Source organism: Paenibacillus sp. J31R109, assembly GCF_059692055.1.
The window spans coordinates 35,595-53,847 of the sequence record NZ_JCAUAR010000012.1; the positions used below are offsets into that span (position 1 = coordinate 35,595).

General features: G+C 48.4%; 8 protein-coding genes. 2 read left to right on the forward strand and 6 right to left on the reverse strand.

What is annotated here, in order from left to right; translation table 11 throughout:
* Positions 1-159: 159 nt before the first annotated feature.
* Positions 160-2,409 carry an AraC family transcriptional regulator gene (locus AC58QT_RS24900; protein ID WP_497411352.1) on the reverse strand — a complete coding sequence of 750 codons (2,250 nt, stop codon included), beginning with the start codon at positions 2,407-2,409 and terminating at the stop codon, positions 160-162.
* Between the two features lie 478 nt (positions 2,410-2,887).
* Complete coding sequence (locus AC58QT_RS24905) at positions 2,888-6,568, reverse strand: polysaccharide lyase family 8 super-sandwich domain-containing protein (protein ID WP_497411353.1); 3,681 nt, start codon at positions 6,566-6,568, stop codon at positions 2,888-2,890.
* A gap of 246 nt (positions 6,569-6,814) precedes the next feature.
* Here AC58QT_RS24905 and AC58QT_RS24910 point away from each other — a divergent pair, with 246 nt between their 5' ends.
* Together AC58QT_RS24910 and AC58QT_RS24915 are read left to right on the forward strand one after the other, a co-directional pair.
* A complete protein-coding gene (locus tag AC58QT_RS24910) occupies positions 6,815-7,405 on the forward strand; it encodes a TetR/AcrR family transcriptional regulator (RefSeq protein ID WP_310500842.1) in 591 nt (196 codons plus the stop codon).
* Between the two features lie 61 nt (positions 7,406-7,466).
* The gene (locus AC58QT_RS24915; protein WP_497411354.1) at positions 7,467-8,867 is read left to right on the forward strand and encodes an MFS transporter; all 1,401 of its coding nucleotides are present in this window, start codon (positions 7,467-7,469) and stop codon (positions 8,865-8,867) included.
* A 92-nt stretch (positions 8,868-8,959) separates the two neighbouring features.
* Here AC58QT_RS24915 and AC58QT_RS24920 read toward each other — a convergent pair whose 3' ends face one another.
* The 4 genes from AC58QT_RS24920 to AC58QT_RS24935 form a co-directional block, all read right to left on the reverse strand.
* The gene (locus tag AC58QT_RS24920) at positions 8,960-10,642 is read right to left on the reverse strand and encodes a hypothetical protein (RefSeq protein WP_497411355.1); all 1,683 of its coding nucleotides are present in this window, start codon (positions 10,640-10,642) and stop codon (positions 8,960-8,962) included.
* Positions 10,643-10,671: 29 nt separating this feature from the next.
* The gene (locus tag AC58QT_RS24925; RefSeq protein ID WP_497411356.1) at positions 10,672-12,789 is read right to left on the reverse strand and encodes a phage tail protein; all 2,118 of its coding nucleotides are present in this window, start codon (positions 12,787-12,789) and stop codon (positions 10,672-10,674) included.
* 80 nt (positions 12,790-12,869) lie between these two features.
* Positions 12,870-15,110, reverse strand: coding sequence for a putative baseplate assembly protein (locus tag AC58QT_RS24930; protein ID WP_497411357.1), 2,241 nt, complete (start codon positions 15,108-15,110; stop codon positions 12,870-12,872).
* 19 nt (positions 15,111-15,129) lie between these two features.
* Complete coding sequence (locus tag AC58QT_RS24935) at positions 15,130-18,204, reverse strand: baseplate J/gp47 family protein (protein ID WP_497411358.1); 3,075 nt, start codon at positions 18,202-18,204, stop codon at positions 15,130-15,132.
* Positions 18,205-18,253 lie beyond the last annotated feature (49 nt).

Consider the following 18,253-nt stretch of genomic DNA (forward strand, 5'->3'; position numbering starts at 1 on the left):
TGATCGTCAGTCGAAGGGACAATGACCAATTCTTATCCACGGTTTGTGGGAAAGACAAAAAAGGAGAAACCCCGTAACGACGGGGTTTCTCCTCACTTTATCCTCTTTTTTCGCCTTCATATGAAATGTTAAAAACAAGATATGGGCATTCTAATTCCCTTAATTTTCCTCGTCAGATCCTCGGAATTGACCTGGCGTCACGCCCATATGCTTTTTAAATACCCGAATGAAGTTTTTCATCTGGTACCCTACCCGCTCAGCAACATCGGAAACCGATAAGTCCGTTGTTCGAAGCAACTCAATGGATTTATCAATCCTTACCTTCGTCAAATATTCAATAAAGGAGACATCTTTTTTCTTTTTGAACAACTTGCTTAAATATTGCGGACTCAATCCACAAATTTGCGCACACTGATCCAGCGACAAATCAAAGTGATAGTTCTCCTCCATATACCGAACCACTTTCGCAATTAACTGCTCATGCTCCTGATGCTGCTTGCCATGCACATAGGCAACAAGGGGCTCGACCAATTGTTCTTTAAACCAGGCATTCAATTCATAAGTCGTACTGATATTGCGAATATGGAGATATGGATCCTCATTTGATTCCCCAAATAATTGTGCGGTATCCAATCCAAGCATGTAAGCTGTTCGAATCGCAGCGGTTAGCAGTCGATAATATGACATTTGAATGAGCTCAGGCTTCTGAATCGCAGCCCCCATCGCTTTCGCAAACTCGTCCATCATCCTGACGGCTTCATCACGATCCCCTAGTTGCAACGAATTCTCAAAATGCGTCTCGATCTCCAATGGGTATCGATAATGCATGTCCGAATGACTTTTACTCTTCGTATGCGAAATGACCTGATTGCCGCCTACGATCATTCGTGAGCGGACTGCGAGCAGTGCCTCTTCGTATAGTTCAGGTAACTCCCCGATATGCTCGCTTTTCCCACTGAGCCCAATCGTAACCTGGAGATGCAAGTAGTCAGATACAAGCAAACGCAGCCTCTCAGCAAACTGTTTGATGTCCGACTCTTCATCTTCAGCTAGCAGCGGATCGCGATACAGCCAAACAGCAACCTGATCATTCAGCAGATTGATGCCTATTCCTTCCATTGCATGGGATTGTAAAAGTTCACTCGCGATATTTTTCACTGCAAAGACAATTAACTCACGGTCATTTTCTTGAAAACGCACCTTACCTTCCGACTGCAAATCAAAGGCAATCACGATAACGATGCTTTCCTTTTGTGCAGGCACGTTATACCTTTTCAGCATGGCCGCTAACTGATCCTCGGAGTAATAGAGAAAGCGTCCCTGCAAGAGCTGTAGAGCAAAGATTTCACGAATTAGCGGCAATTGGTCACTGAGCTGCTGCTGCATGTCATTCGCTGTATTACTGAGTTCTGCCCATCGTTTATGTACAAAGCCTACTTCATCGGTTTCCACTTCATCCATTTGTCCGTCTTTCACATAGGCGACAAGATTCTGAATAGGGCGATATACACGACGTGTGCCCCACAGCGTTATAAGTGCACCGAACACCAAGCATATGAGAACAATGACCAGTGTGATTAACTTAATCCCATTCGACTTGGCATTTAATTGATCGATGGGAACCATGTTGATATATTGCCACTGATTTAAAGAAGAAGTAATGGGCGTCACCATATATTCAGTATCATGGAAGACGAATTGGAACCGCTGTTCGGAACCTTTTTGAGCTACTCGATCGAGTAGACCTTGTGGAACCTCAGTCCCACCCATGGAGGTAACGAGCACGCCCTTTTCGTCCAAGATGAACATTTGTTCACCTGTATAGCTTATAAACCGTGTCATAATATTCTGGAACAGCTCTTCATTAATCCGAATAAACATGAGTCCGATGGGCTGTTTACCCAGCAGTGGCAGTTTCGCAATTAACGTAATGCCATTGTCGTTGTAGCCTGGTATTAAAGGGTATGGTCCGCTGACCCACCTAAGCTGATCATTAGAGGCAAGCTCTTTCAGGAGCGACTCACGTTCCACGTTGCCCTCAATGCGTCTCCCCCCATAGATCGGAGAGATCAAATAACCTTCATCTGGTATGTACACAGCTACATCGCTAGCTTCTTTATTCCCATTCATGAGCGCAGATAACTCACGTGAAATGCCAGAGTAGAAACCTGCGTAATTCGTGCTCTTTAATTCCACCAAATTAGAGCTAAAAAAAGTACCCAGCAACATTTGAATCGCATTGTTTTGCAAGCGATCTAACGTGGCATCGATGGTCGAAGATACGTTGTTTAAGATTCGAACATTCGATTGGTTCACTTCACTTTGTACAGCGGATGCTGAATATAAATAACTCCCAATCCCAACAACGAGAACAGGAATAATCGCAGCGAATAAGGAAAGAGTGACCATATTGCGAAAGATCGTTTTGCGTCGAAAAAAACGCTTCCAAAAATTCGTTATTATTTTGCGCAGAACAATCACCTCGCTAACTGAATACTGAGCATTTTAATCGGTTAGCCCTATAAAATCAAGTATCTCGAGAAATAAGGATGACCCGACTTCATCACGTAGACGAAGTCGGGCTGTATTTGTTTCCAATGATCTTAGCTATCTTATGATTCGAAATAAACGGCTATACCGTCCCTTTATCTGCTTACTTTCTCTACCTATCCCCATTAGTCCGAAATGACCGAACTAATTCCTCTGTCGGCATCCTAGATTCTCCAATAGTCCGAATTAGCCGAACTAATTCCCCTTAAATGACCGCTACATCCGAAAAATGGTCATTTAGTTCGGTAAAATCGGACTAGTCACACTTTTACGCACGAAATCGCCGATTTAGTTCGGAAATATCGGACTACACTCACTACCAGCCCCTTATAAAGTCTTATGACTTTAAAAAAGCTATAGCGTTTAACAACTTCTCGGCGAATCCTGTGTCGATCTTTTTACCTGATTGTGCACGAATATGATTTTCTAACGCGTTGAATGCTTGTTGAACTTGTGTCTGATTTGCATGCTTCTGAAGAACATCAATCATGACTAACAAGCTGTTATAGATGCCTTGGTTCGTAATCCAACCTTGCCCATAGGCATGCCTGACTAATTCATCCAAGTGTCCTACATCCATCATTACTTTTAGCGTGTACACGGATCTGGTTTCGTTCCCCGCTATATCCCTTGCCGTAACGACTATGGGATGATCGCCAATTGATAGACTTAAAGGACTGAACGTGTAGGGTAAACTTACTTTATTGCCGTTCAGTTCTAATGACCTTTCTGCCACTCCGCTCTCCACATCCGTAATGTCGAAATTCAAGCTGCCGCCTGCTGTCCAATAGACAGCCATCGAAACGGTTGGTGTGATAACGGGAGCTGTCGTGTCCTTCCTGAACGTTACGACATGCGTTTTGCCTACGGATCCTGCTACATTGATCTGGAGCTTTAACGTCGGCAACGTTTGTACAACCGTAACTGTCTCGTCACTACGCATGAGGGATAACGCAGCCTTGTTCAGCTCCAGCGTTATTGTGCTTTGCTTTTGGGTTGGATCGGATACAGCAACGGTTAACTCCGATTGGGATTCCTTCACCATGACGGAAGCAGGATTATGCGCGGTGATCAAATCCACCGTTCCTGGCTGCCAGAAATTCGCCGCGGTAATGCCGAGCTTCTTCTCTTTAACCGCATGTACATCCGCCGTATTGCTCAGAATCTCTACATCAGGCGCATGGCTGTATTGTGCGGTAGCCTGAGTGTCTTTATGCGGCAGCATCACATACGCATACGCAGCATTCAAAGGCGTTGCCCCATGTTCAAAGGCCAGGCTCATGTAATACCGAGTCATTGGCGTGGCCGATTGGCCGCTGTTAATGTCGCTCCATTTGCCTGTTCTGGCTTCACGCAGTCCATACACGTTGGCCGCTTCTAGGAAATAATAGCCAATATCCGTTCCCGGCATATTTCCCGCCAAATGAGCCCAGTTAACGTTCTCCATCGTTTCCGACCAACCAAGCTGAGTGGGTTTGGCTGCTCCGTTCACGGTTAGCACATTATCACCTGCATCACGCAACTTGCGGTTATCAATGATCGTTTCAACAGGCTGTGGTCCCGCATTGTTACTTGAAATACCTGCGCCCAATGCAACGATTTCATCATCGAACATAAACCACGACTTTTTGCCTTGCAAGTCGCTTCCAGTCACTTTCGCCAAGGAAAAGTCCATGCCTGATGCACCATAAAGTCCCTCAATCGTCGTGCCTCCTACCCATTCTTTCGCATTCATGTAAGAGGTCCAGTCACCTGGCGTCACGCCTTTGCCAGAGCCATTCGTTGTCGTGCCTGGTAAACGAAACGAATCTACTGTTGGCCAGAAATCATTGCGATACTGGCCTAGATCTTGATCGTAAAGGTACGTCATACCAATCCCTGTATACCACCCTTTTAAATTCTCGGTATTCCCCTTTTCAAATGCGGAGATCCGATTGGAGAACATGCTGATTCCGAAACCATATCCCTCGCGCAAATGAACAACACGGTCCATTCCTGCGAAAATTTGGTTTTTGATCAATTCGCCTCTAGGCTGAATCGAAGCATCGTTCAAGAGATTTTTCACAATACTCAAATCATAAACAGATAATCCATCGAAATAATTGGAATATGTCGTATCCGACCCAATCCACGCCTTCGCCATACGCTTAATGGATAATGCCACATTCGCCGGAGCCCCTTCAGCTAAGCGAAGCAGCGTTGTGATCGTACCTCTAGCACTGCCTGAAGCTTGCCTCGACATGCCTCTGCCATTGACCATATCCATATAGAGACCTTTATAAATCACCGGCTCAAATGTATCTGACACCCAATTGTAGACGTTATTGACGTTGGGATCTGTTACTGGCCAAGGGGAACCGTTCAACAAGTACGTCATATCGGCGGCTCGGCTTAACCAAACGGCTCCATATCCAGCCGTATACGCAATATTGGTGTGTTGAACAAGAGAACCATCTCGATAAACGCCATCTCCATGCTCGGTGTAAGCAAATTCCGGACCGATCGCATCGCGGCCTTGTATAAGCCTTGCACTATTATTTCCGATCACACCCCGAACGGTAGCCACCAGTGCTTTATCCAGCAGATTAGCTCCCGTCATTTTGACACCTTTGACACCAAGAACGGAACCTGCCTTTGGATCTGGGCAAAATTTATCAATCGGTTTGATAAACATGATGATCTGCCCCTGTGTCAATTGCCCGTACATGAGCACGATGAGATCATTTAAGGCTTGCGGAACACCGATCTCCCAGTCAAACCAGTTCCCATATGGACTCTTGTTTTCGTTATATCGATTCGTATACATCCATTCCATCGCGCTCACGATATCATCGCGTAACGCTGTGTTGTGATAAAAGGGCGTCCCTTGCATGTTGTAGGCGATTGCCATTGTTTTTAATCGAGCATACGCTGTGCTAATCTGGCTAGAATCTGTTGTGCTCGTCATATCGCTCCAGACATGGGTGCGATTACTAGCTTTGTTCACGCGATCCCACAAGCCGGTTTGATCTGCATTCGATACACTATCTGCCAGTTTAGTGAGGTTAGCAGCCATATCTGGATCAGCAGGATTGAACAGGGCACCGCCCGTTAGTTTATCGTTCCATTTCTGTCGAAGCGCACTATACGATGCTGCCATTTCCGCTGAATCAACGTTTATTGTACATTGCGCCGAAATCGTTCCATCTGGTGTTGAAACGGTAATCGTTGCCGTCCCAACCCCTACAGCCGTCACTTTTCCATTGCTGTCTACTAGGACTGCATCCGGATTGCTGGATGTCCAAATGACCGTTCTGTCCACTGCGTTCGTCGGAGTGAGCGTCGCTGTGAGCGTAGTCGTTGTATCTTTCGTCATGGAGAGCGCGCTTGGATCCAGCGCAATTCCTGTTACGCCGTTATATTCCTCCAGACTCACTTCATCGAACCATACTTTCCCCATACCTGTCTCCAGAAATGGTTCGATAACCAATTTGGTTGCATTCGTTGGAATCGTCATAAAAACCTGTTGCATCTTCCAATCGTTCGTACCTACCAATTTCGGGGTTGAGGGACCATCTCCAACTTTGCTTGCATTATAAAATTGTGTTCGGAAGTATGCACCTGTACCTGTTACATTCTCCGTTTTCAACCACATTTTCAATCGATAGGATTTCCCCGCGGCCACTGATGTTACCGTCTGATTAATCGAAACTCTGCTTGTTGCAAAGGCATCTACCAATACGGACTTACTTCCCTCATGGGCTGTCGTGTTATCTAGGGTGACATTGACGGTTTTATTGGGCGCCTTCCCGCTTCCCGTAGGAATCCATAGCCCCCAACCCACAGGAGCACTCGCACTGCTCCAATTAGCATCCGTGGTCGTTGCCGTCTGTTCGAAGCTTCCGTTCGTCATCAGATTCACCGCAGCAGCTTCCGCCTTTTTGGTTGCGCTTTCATAAAATGGAACAGATGAGGCAACTAGACTCCAAAGCAAATTAACAGCTAGCAGCATACTCACTTTCTTTTTGACCTTCTTCATCCATTCATCCTCCCGTAATCACATTCTTCTTGCACATATCCGATCGTACCTGACCGCTTCTACAGTGACAATGACCAATTATTGCTTCGGAAATAGGAGGAGACAAATACAAGAGAACCCCGTTGTTACAGGCTTCTCTATCGATGCAATGCACTTTTTTTAACCTATCAATTGACTATAACGGCTAACCCGTTTAATATAAATGTCAGTGACTACTGACATTTTGTTCGGAAGAGGGATAACGCTATGGACAACAGCAAGATGGGAAGCGGCGATAAACTGCTATTAGCAGCACTCCATTTGATCGCGGAAAAAGGCTATAACGGAGTAACGACGCTGGAAATTGCCACCGCGGCTGGCCTCAGCGAGAAGACCCTATTTCGCCATTTCGGCACGAAACAGAAGCTTCTTGAAGCAGCTTTCGACCGTTATCATTATGCGGAAGAGATGAAGAAACTGTTCGCCGAGAAGCTCGTCTGGGATTTAGAGAAGGATCTTCTTCTCGTGAGCACGACCTATCATGAGATCATGAATCGGAATCGTAAAATGATTCAAATCTCCCTCAAAGAGGATGAGGGGCAATTGCCCGGCTTTCGTGCTCGCACTCAGAAGCATCCGCAGCAGCTACTTGAGATATTAACCAACTATTTCATTGAGATGTCCCACAAAGGGAAAATCGTGACATCGAATCCTGAACTGCAGGCATTTTCATTTATCATGATGCACTTCGGGGCGTTCATGAACGATCTCGATCAACATAAAAGCTATCCTGGCATCGGCTTAACACCTTTCGTACAAGAGAGCATCCAACTATTTGCTAGGGCTTTACGGCCTTAGTTTTTTTCTCACCAGAATGTCAGTAAGTACTGACAGTCTTTTTGAAAGGAAGTGTCCTTTTATGGCAACCAAAATACCACTGCAAACCGCTGACAAATTAATGCGTGTTCTCATGTTCACCATGACCTTCTCCATGATGAGCGGCGTCATGTTCAACATTGCCCTGCCCAAGATCAGTAAGGAATTTGCGCTGACGATAGCCCAAGTGAGCTGGTTATCCTCTGCTTATATCATGATTTACGCCATTGGTTCCGTTACATATGGAAAGCTCGCTGATCGTTACAGGTTAAAAGATATCGTTACTTTCGGACTCCTCTTATTCGCACTAGGCTCTGTCATCGGTCTGACGTCGCAAACCTTTGGCATGGCGCTCGTCGGACGCTGCCTACAAGCTGCTGGTGCCGCGGTCATCCCTGCGATCTCCATGATTATCCCGCTACGCTACTTCGCTCCTGAACGACGAGGTGCCGCATTTGGTATGACGGCTGTCGGCTTAGCTTTTGGGAACGCGCTTGGGCCCGTCATTGCAGCCCTCATTATAAGCACACTTCACTGGCGTTGGTTATTCGCTGTTCCGCTCGTTGTACTGGCAGCACTTCCCTTTTACCGCACTTATTTAGGCAATGAGCAGCCTGGAAGATCCAGCAAGTTCGACTGGGTTGGCGGCGGATTGTTTGGCATCACCATTGCTTTACTACTGCTAAGCGTAACTAACGGCTTGTGGCTTTTGATCGGAGCGCTGCTCGTCCTAAGTTTATTCATGGCGCGAATTCGCACCGCGGGTGAGCCCTTTATTGCACCTAAACTATTCCAAAATCGAAAATATACATTGGGACTTACTCTCTCTTTCCTCATCAGCAGCAGCTGTTGCTCACTCTATGTGCTTAGTCCCTTGTTGTTAACGGATGTTCAACAGCTTCCTTCCTTATGGATTGGCTTTGCCTTGGTTCCTGCCGCTGCTGCGTCTGCCATATTTGGCCGCAAAGGTGGCAAGCTTGCCGATGCCAAAGGTAATTCCTATGTCGCCTACATGGCTTCCTGCTTATTGCTCGCCTGTTTCCTTCTACTTGCAACGTTTGCGGGCAGCTCCCCCCTGTTCATTGCCGTTTTCCTTGTTCTTGGCAATGTAGGTCAGTCCTTCATCGTCATTGCGGTGAATAATTCTGTTTCGCGAACCCTGCCGGCAGATCAGATCGGTGTGGGTATGGGCATGCTCTCGATGGCCAATTTCATTGGGCAAGGCATCGCCATCAGTTTGTATAGCAAGGCAGTCGATCTGGGATCGGCTTCGATGAGTAACTGGAATCCCCTTTACAGTCATGGATCCGGTGTTATTTTTAGCAATATCTATGTCGTGCTTGCTGGTTCGCAGCTCTTGATTCTAGGGATTTATTATGTGTCGTTTGGCAGACAAAAGCTACATCGCAAGGGAGTAGTGAAAGAGGCTACAACTGCTGCTTAGTGTAGATAAATCATTGGCTTATTCCTTCCCAACATCAAAAACACAAAAGACCGCCCCGAACAATTTCACTTGTTCAGGACGGTCTTTTCACTCTACTCCGCGTCGCTACCTGCTGATGCTGCTTCACGCATTGCGGACAGTGCCTCGTCGATGGAGTCGCCGTTACCGCCGCCAACCGCGCTCGTCATCTCCGCACTATACGCCCACCAGCGCACGCGCACATTGCCTTGCTCGCCGGATTGCTGCACTTTCACGCCGATACGGAATGTCCCCTTCTGCGGGTACGCGATCGTTCCGATCTTCACCTCAGGTGCATCTGGCTCAAACTCACTGCCTTTGAACACGTCGGAAGCACCGCCATATACGCGATCTCCGCTAGCAAGAATATCAGAGAAGGAGTCGCCGCTTCGCTCTTCTAAGCTCGTGATGATCAACACATTCCCCTCGCCAAGTCCGTGTACAATCTCTCCAGAATAGAAACTCTTCATCGCTCTTCCGAAGGGAGATACAGCAATCTTCGTGAATGGTTCAATCGGGATATCCACATATCCACTTACAATGCCTGCAATTCCACTGCCACCACCAGCTGGAATCCCCAAATCGAAAGACAACTCACTAATCAAAGGGTTATAGTTGACGTTCAGCTCTGGTGTTTGGCCTGGTGCCAACGTTTTTACCTTCGACTTCGTTACGAATTGTCCTGCTGTTTCTTCGCGATACTGGGCTGCTTGCCCGAGTCGATACATCACGGACGTATTGTAGACATATTCACCGAACGGTACTTGCTCAACACTTTCAATGACATAGGTAGGTCCAACTTGAATCAAGCATATTTTGGCCAAATAAATACATGGCTCCGATGGCGCCTCTAAGGACGCTTCTAAGGATTGCTTCACGAAATCCGACATTAACCGCTCTTTCACCGCTTCGGTTACGATGCTAATCTCGCCAATGGATTGTGCTTGCAGCTCCAATTGTCGATCATCAAGTTTCAAAGCCGCTGTACCAGCTTTCACACCGACTGTCGCTTTGACAGAAGCTGTGCTATCGGCGCGAAGCAGCACCTTCATTTCGTACTCACTCTCTTGCGCATCCTGCGGCTCTTGGAACACGATATTCGTTCCATTGATCGCCTCGACGCGGTTAGCATCCAGATCATACTTGAAGGACAATCTTCCTGCTTTCAACGTTTTCTCGAAGCGCAGTGTCATCTCGAACAACTGCCCTGGATTCACATACCGCGGAGTCGTTTGCAGGACACGTACTTGTTTATCCTGGTACAGGACAATCGTCTGATCTGATAACGTAGCCAGCGGCAATGAAGCCGGGTCCGGCGCATCCTCACGAATAAATAGACGGTAGCTTTCTAACACACGATTATAATCATTAATTTCGTCCGAACGGACGGAAGAGTTCGCTACAGCGTGAACGGGTTCTTTTTCTTTTTCATCATAGGCAATGCACAAGTATACGTTCTTCGCGTACTGGTTGTTACTGAATCCATCCATCATGGACAGTTTCATTGTCATCGGAGATGGTACGACAATTTCACGTCCTAGGGCATCAATAGCAGCACCCATTTCGACCGAAACAGACTTCTCATCCACCGCTACAACTTGCAATCCGGTTAAAACGCCGGAACCATGCAGCAACCGATTCATCATGCGGCGTTTATCATTAAAATACTTCTGCTCAGACTCGAAATCTCTGACCGTCAGCAGCTTCCCATAGAAATACCGATTGCGTTCAAACGGGTAATAACGTGATTTTTTCATAGGGATACCCTCACCTTCTCTACCATTTATTATTCGATTTCGGAATCCAGTCCCAAGCGCGTATGTATATCCATCCGTTTATCACGATCTACATCAATCAACACCGTGTTATAAGGCATCGATGAGCGATGATCGAGGGTCAATAAGGTTGGCTCAGATAAGTACGTATTAATACCGAGGTACGTATGCATATCCGCGTACATCCAAGGTTGAAGCACAATCAGTTTGCCTTCCGTATAGGCTGGCTTCTGATCGTCAATAATTTGCTCAATCACTAAGCGCTGTTCATCCGTGCGCACGCTTTCTGGCTTAAGGAGGACACAGAACGTATACGGATTATCACCATATAACTGGGTGAAAAGCTGTCGCAGCTCTGACGTCTCTTGCATTTGCTTGAACTGAAAATACTCCAGTATAAACGGCTCTGCACCGGTGTAAATCTGAAGCATATTCATCAAGCCTTCACGCGTGCCCCGCAGCTTGTATAATTCAGGAGCCCGCTTAATGAGCTCTCTAAGCTTCTTCTCGCCCCAAGCCTCATGCTCCGTAATAGCTAGCCAACCGCCTAACCACTCCAAATACGGCCCCGACACAGCATCCGGATCAAAATGACCTGAAATCTGATCAATCGTATCCTCCATGTCGTCAAAAAACGTAGAAAACATCGCTAGAAACCGCTCCAAGAATGGGCTATGCTCCTCATCCTGCTGGTACATCGGCGGTAAATAGGCAATCAACGAAGTCCGCGGGTAGTACACTCGCAGTTTGCGAATGAAAGGTGATTTCTGCTCGCTGCCGACCAGCTCGATCTTGAACCAGAGATAACGCCCCTTCGCATGCATCAGCAACGCATCCTTTGGATTCAAAATCGGTTCAGACCACAGGTCACAGCTCGCTCTTAGCTTTTCTTTGACCGAGATAGTCGGATCTGTGAAATAGTCAGTGAGATTCACATAATCCCCATCAACCATCCCTTCACTTTCATCCGAGGCAAAATACGAGAATCGAACCTGTGTCTCCTCTGGAATATCTGCTTCGAGCCGGATTTTGTGCCACGTCGTCTCCGTCTCCGTCGTATCCAAATCAGCAGAGAAGTACACCGCCTCTGGCAACTGGGTATCCTCCAGCAGCATCGTGCGCGCCCTAAGGTCTAACAAGCTGATCTGCCCACTTAACCGATCAAACACATACAGGCGATTGCGTCCATCCTGCACTAATTTATCTGTTCGTCCTCGGAAGCCCGTTACTTTATCCAAGGGGTCGCCATTGCCGCGATATTTTAAAATAAACCGCTCTGTCACACCTTCTTGTTGCGCGTAACCGCTATCCCCTATATAGAGATTATGATTCGTATCAATGGAAATTCCGGCAAATCGGCCCTCTTGCTCCAACTTGAAATGGAACGGCTCTCGCCCATCTTCATGGAAAACCGTCACAGATCGTTGCTGATTATCCAGCAGAGCTATGGTTCCATCTGTGGCCGCCGTATAGTAACGCCCCTGCAGCTCCGCAATCGGAACCGCCTCCGTCATACGGTGTGCCTCATGTTCATACACATGCAGCATCTCTCCAGCTGAATTCCACTGTATAATGCCAATCCGCCCGTCTTTCGGGACTTCGGGACTTCCATTCATACCAACCGTAATGTCCAAAGGTACCGCTATATACAGCATATTCGTAGCTTGTAACTTCGTATTCAAGGAGAGCGGATATAAACTCAAACCTTCCCAGGACTGTATCGCCCACATGGTCTGACCGTTTGAGATGGAGTAGACAGCAAGTCTTCTCTCTACCCCTTCGCTTGCATCCGCAATCACAAGAAGATCCGACATCGACGCCAGCATCGCTTGTGAGCTAAATAATTCATGGCCCTGACGGAATAGCAACTCTCTGTGTCGGCTTTCGTCGTCATAAATCCACACATTCGCTGTCTCGTCCAACAAGATTAGCTTTCGCCCAGGTCCCACCGTCATCTCATGAATCGGAGGAATACCTTCAAGCTCATCCGTACGAACGATGCGATGAATGCTGTACTTCTCCGTCTGCTGAATCGAAAATCCCTGCTCCAACATATGAATATTAGCCTCAAAGCCCTCTTCCCAATCCATCCGCTTGTTTAGCGAAAAAAACGTTTGTCCATCCTGCATCGTTCGTCACCTCTTTTCTGTACTTCAACATCTAAAACCACTGCTTCCCTCACATCACCAACCGACAGCCTCACCGGCACTTACAAATCCGTCTGACTAATCGTTTCGATCTCGTGAACGCCCGAATACACTAGCGCATACGGCGGGATATGAATATCCCCAGCGCCGTCCTTGTGGAAGCCTGTTCCTTCGGCGTCCAGCCAAATGTCCTGCACATACACGACACCTTTAATTCGGGAAATGACGCCGTAAATATCTCCCTTATATACCGTACGCCCAAAACGCCAACCTTCCGCTCCCTGCCCATGATCCATGGGTTGAAGCAGATTTCGGAGCTCGATTGCGATGCGCCGCTGCTCGTTCTTATACTTCGGCTCCATCACCACAACTGCGTGTACGGTAATCTTGATATACTCCGCTGGAATGACATGCAGCTCTGTTGTCAAAAGCCGATGCCGATCCAGATGCTGCTTGATCGTCTGCAAGAAACCCTTGCCAGCTTTAGGCTTATCGCTCTCGCTGTAAGGCACAACCACCACGGTCATCTGCGCCGGCGCCGATACCCGAGGGAAATCCCGCATCCCCGGCTTGTACAGCGGGATGGCCTTCACCCGCGCGACGCGGAGCCCCGGCGCCGCCTTCGCGATCGCCTCGTAGTCCTCGGCGGTCACCGCGCGCGTCGGCGCAGCCAGCTCGCGCTGCACGCGCAGCTTCGCTTGCGCGAGCGTCTCCGCCTCCAGGCCGCCTCGCGCCGGGAACGGATTCGTCACGCTCACGCCTGGCTCAGCCGCGAAGCCCAAGCCCGTCACGAGGCCGTCTTTCACGTTGCCTCGTACGCCCCCGCCTGCCTGCAAGGCCAGGAACCGAATGTTCGGTTCCCCGGACTTGCGCGGCACCAACCCCGCTTCGTTATTCCCGAAGCGGATCGTGCCTGCAGCGGCGTCGTAGACGTAGTGCCGGTCTGTTGACTTCGAGTTATCGAAGTCATCCACGGCCGTCCAGTCGTCCCAGACGACGCTATCTTCGCCGCGCAGACGATAACCAACCTGCAGCAGCATGCTGCTAGGTATATACACGCGTCCGCGACTGATCTCGAAGGTCTGCCCAGGCAGACCTTTGCTGCCTCCCACAAAGCGGCTGTAATCAAACTCAGCCGAGTAAGCAATTAGCCGGACCCGCTTCGCGCCCTGCGGCGGGATGCTGCCATGTACCCCGTCGCCGAAGCGAAGACGGGTCGTCCGACGGGCCGAATCCTGCTGCAACTCGCAGCATAGCTCATCAGGCCCGCAGGTGCTTAAATCAGCGACAGTGTGCCAGTCGCGCCAACGCCCACGCTCGTCCAACACCTGGACAGTATGCAGTCCGTTATAGGCAAGATAAGAGCTCAGCTCGTAGCTTTGACCTGATTCGCCTGAGCTATTGAAACCAGTCACCTCGCTAAAGGTTTCCTGCTCCACAGCTCTTACCGTGTTCAGCGTAATCTTTTCAATCTTGGGAGCCAGCTCGTAGCCGTCCTCCTCCAGTGTACAGCAGATCCAATAGCGACTGCGGTCATCTGCCGGATACAAGGACATCGGCTTCATTTCGGAAGTGACGAGAAACTTGAGCTCACCACTTTGTGATAAATGAACGGTATTATCCACCGTTGGTTCAATCGGCAGCCAGCTCTCCGACTGTCCATCCGTGTCAGCACCGGCAAATGACCAAGTCACCTTGGCGGATGAGATCATCGGCGCTGTTTTCTCAGCATGATGGCTCACCCTCACAGGGTAACGATCAAATAAATTAAAATAGATCGAAATCTCCGTGTCCATTGGCAGTGCCCGATCGAATCCGAGATACAGATGCGCTCCCTTACGTGCCTCAGCACCAAAGGCGTAGTAGGCAATTTTGGCCTGATTGTTTGAGGTATAATCGGCGGCTGCCGTTTCTGTACGCACCAGCACTTTCTCCAAAACAGCAGGAACAAACTGTATCGTTCCCTGTGTCTCAAAACGTAGATCCATCGCGGTCAGCGGTGTCCCTTTAGGGAGCACAAGCTGCTGCGTGGCGCCTGTAAACGTCACATCGCAAACGGCGGATACCGCATCGCGCGGACGAATCCCCAACAACTTCAGAAACTTGCGTTCACTGCGTTCTGTCACCCGATTTAAATAATACTGCTGCATCTCTGTCATCCAGGACATTAACTCTAGCAGTGTAATCCCTGGGTCATGCTCATTCTCATCTGTCCATTCTGGAAATAGCTTCGGAATCGACTTCCGCGCCTCCATCACCATTTGTTCGAACATCCGGTCATCTAAATTAGGTATAGGCAGCACTTGTGCTCACCTCCTTCGTTTAAAGTACGTTCACAACAACCTTGTGCTTTCCACTCACAATCATGCCATGCGGCAGTGTCGGCAGACGATTGACATCCAACTCCACGCGTTCGCCGTCTTCGATTTTGTAAACGGTCATGTACAGCTTCTCGACATGGCTGATTGCCCGAATCGATTTTAACAAGGCATAAAAGACAGAAGGATGAATTTGTTGACCGATCGCCCAGCCCTTGTTATCAAAATTGCCCGTTAACGGATCAAGGAATCGATTTAATTTCTCCAACGCTTGAATTTCTGTCTGAACGACGGCGTCCATCCCCTCCACAGCAACAATCGCTGAGACGGAGATTTCCATATATACAGGCTCGATAACCTGCAAGCGCTCAGGGAAAGCAACCAAGCTTGAGGCACGTCCAAGAATGTATCGCTCGACTTGCTTTTTCAACTCTGGGAACGTCGAACTGCCTTGTTGTCCTTCTTTGGGCAAAATGACAAGCGTCATCGCTCCAATTTCTTTGTGCATGTACGCATTCCGATTCGGAATACACGTCACCTTCGCGATATTCGGATAGGCTTCTCTAGCCAGCCACTCGTAGTCTTTCGACGAAACCGCTCGATTACGGTGCTTCAAAAGCTCCGGCCCCCGCGCTAGCGCGGACTCCAACTTCTCCGCCTGACACCCGCCAGATGCGGGCTCTGGGTTATAAACCTCTCCAACAAACGCAATCGAATCCTGCATCTGATTGATCTGCCTGGCGGCAACATTGCCAATTTTGCCCATTGTCACTTGATAAGTGACCTTCAATTGCTCCAAACCGCCCTTCGGCGGGTGCATCCCATGAACACCATCACCAACTCTGATACGTCCGAAAGTATGATCAATGAGATAATGCCGATCTCGGTTACCCGATAGAGTCAAGTCCCGTACAGCCGTCCAACGAACCCACACCTGTAGAATGTTGCCTTCCGAATCGCGACGGATATCCATCAGTGGTGCTCCGGATACCTCGTACTCCGAGATCTCCTCTTCGGTTACAAAATCAGTTTCATCCACCCATACTTCCTCAGATACGATGCCTAGTCTGCTGAGTTGATATTCCGTTTCATCCAGTCCTTTAACATCTGGCACTTCACCAGTAATTGTCTCCTGCTGGAGGACATGTACCGTGTTCATATAGACGCCCTGAATGGTCGGAATCTGGACACGATCCGTCACATCATCGTAAATATCGTCCCGATTCGTAGCGCGAATCCAGTAACCATCCTGCCCGAACAGCGATACTCCTGCAAAATCGGACGGACCTACGAACTGAACTGTTCCGCTCTGCGTCAGGCCATTCGTTTCATCAATAACCTTGAGTGCCACCCACTCTGGCGGGGTTCCCGGCAGCAAGCCTGCTCGTAAATACTCCCATTCCAGCATAGGCACGTCATGCTCCGAGAAGCGCTGCTGTTTGATGGATACGAATATGGAGATCGGGCCTCTCACCGGTGGTGTATCGAATGAAAAGCATAAAGCTGGATGGCTGCCTTCCAATGGCTGAAAAGGCTCAAATCCGCCTTGCAATTGACGACTATGCTTCGTCCGCTCTTCATAAACAGTATTATTAAAAGCTAAGCAGCGTTCCGCTTGGTAGAGGCGATCCTCATACGCATACGTTAAAGCTACTTCATCTATCCATGGTGACAAATACAACGCCTGCGCGATATACGCATTTTCGATATGCAAAATCCGTGCTCTAATCCAGCGATTCTCATTCCCGTTCACATACGTAGGCTGCAAGTCAGATGGGCATTTGAAATGAATCTCCTTATGAACCTTTTGTTCCACTGGGTAGTAGAAAAGCTTCTCGGCATCCTTGCCCACATCGAGCCTCACCCAAGTCGTACCGTTCCAATATTCCCAAGCCACTTGAAGAACCGTTACATGCACGACAGGTGCTTTATCGAACTTGCTCTTCTTCATGACCATTTTCCAATCGATAGGATCCGTCTGTTCTGCCCCAAAACGATTCTCTCGCGCCTGCAATCCGAAGCTCAGCTTAATATCGCCATCGGTTTTCGTAAATACTTCCTGACTTCCAATATAAAAGGAGCCATACAGAGCAAATTGATCTCCGAATGGGTAAAAACCGGACGGGTCAGCATCAATGTCATTGTAGAACATTTGATCAGGCGGGATGCCGCCAGTCTCGAGTGTATCCACATAGTCTGTTTTGAAGGAGACGTGATCCATGGAAAGTCTGCTATCAGCCAGCGTTTTGCGATCAGTTACGTGTGGCTTTAATCGACATTGAATCCAACGCCCCGTGATGCCATTCACTTCTTTCGGAGCAAGTTCTTCACGAATACTTTTGAGCAAAATAACTCGATTATCCTTCGCCTCTACCTTGTCGAACTGTTTCCAACCATCCGCTGTAGCGTATAACCATTCGGTAAGATTAGGATCTGCGAGTTGACTAGACATCCCAAATTCTTCAAAACGTTTCGTCGAGTTACGGAATTCGATCTCAATCTGCGCCGGATGAGTGACGGTGAAAAGCGAGCTGTGCTCCAAATACAAGGCATGTTCCTGTAAATTATCGCCATCTTGCAGACGGAATAACTTTTTCGGCATCGATAAGCCTTGACGGCTGGCGGTTAAGAACTCATCCGCGACTCGAACGATAATGTCCTGCTTACGGCTCGTTACGTAGATGCTTGTAAGTACCGCTGGCGTTAACAGCGCACTTCGTGCCGTTTCATAAAGAACCGTATCCGCTAGAACAGCCGCTGCAATCTGTGTTCCTGCGGAAATATACACCGACTCTTTCGTTCCTTCATTCAACGCGAACGTTAGATACCCACTTGCTGGTCTAGCTGGTAACAACGTGACATCGAACATATTCAGAAATGAGATCAAATTCTTCGTAGGCACGCGATTCAATCGCTTAATATTGTCATGAAACATATCGGCAAACATCAGGAATAGCGCTGAACCTGGATCCGGGTTCTCAGGCGTAAATCGCCACTCTGGCGTATAATACGGGGCCATTTCCTTCATTTGAGCGATCAGATCAGGTATGTCTCTGTGATCAATTTTGGGAGGTTGCACAGCTCCACCTCCTCTCTACACGTCTCGTCATCGCTTCCGCATCCTCTTT

Excerpts from the sequence above, each read along its gene's own strand:
- AC58QT_RS24900 (WP_497411352.1), bottom strand. The coding sequence starts at position 2,409 with ATGGTCACTCTTTCCTTATTCGCTGCGATTATTCCTGTTCTCGTTGTT.
- AC58QT_RS24905 (WP_497411353.1), bottom strand. The coding sequence starts at position 6,568 with ATGAAGAAGGTCAAAAAGAAAGTGAGTATGCTGCTAGCTGTTAATTTG.
- AC58QT_RS24910 (WP_310500842.1), top strand. The coding sequence starts at position 6,815 with ATGGACAACAGCAAGATGGGAAGCGGCGATAAACTGCTATTAGCAGCA.
- AC58QT_RS24915 (WP_497411354.1), top strand. The coding sequence starts at position 7,467 with ATGGCAACCAAAATACCACTGCAAACCGCTGACAAATTAATGCGTGTT.
- AC58QT_RS24920 (WP_497411355.1), bottom strand. The coding sequence starts at position 10,642 with ATGAAAAAATCACGTTATTACCCGTTTGAACGCAATCGGTATTTCTAT.
- AC58QT_RS24925 (WP_497411356.1), bottom strand. The coding sequence starts at position 12,789 with ATGCAGGATGGACAAACGTTTTTTTCGCTAAACAAGCGGATGGATTGG.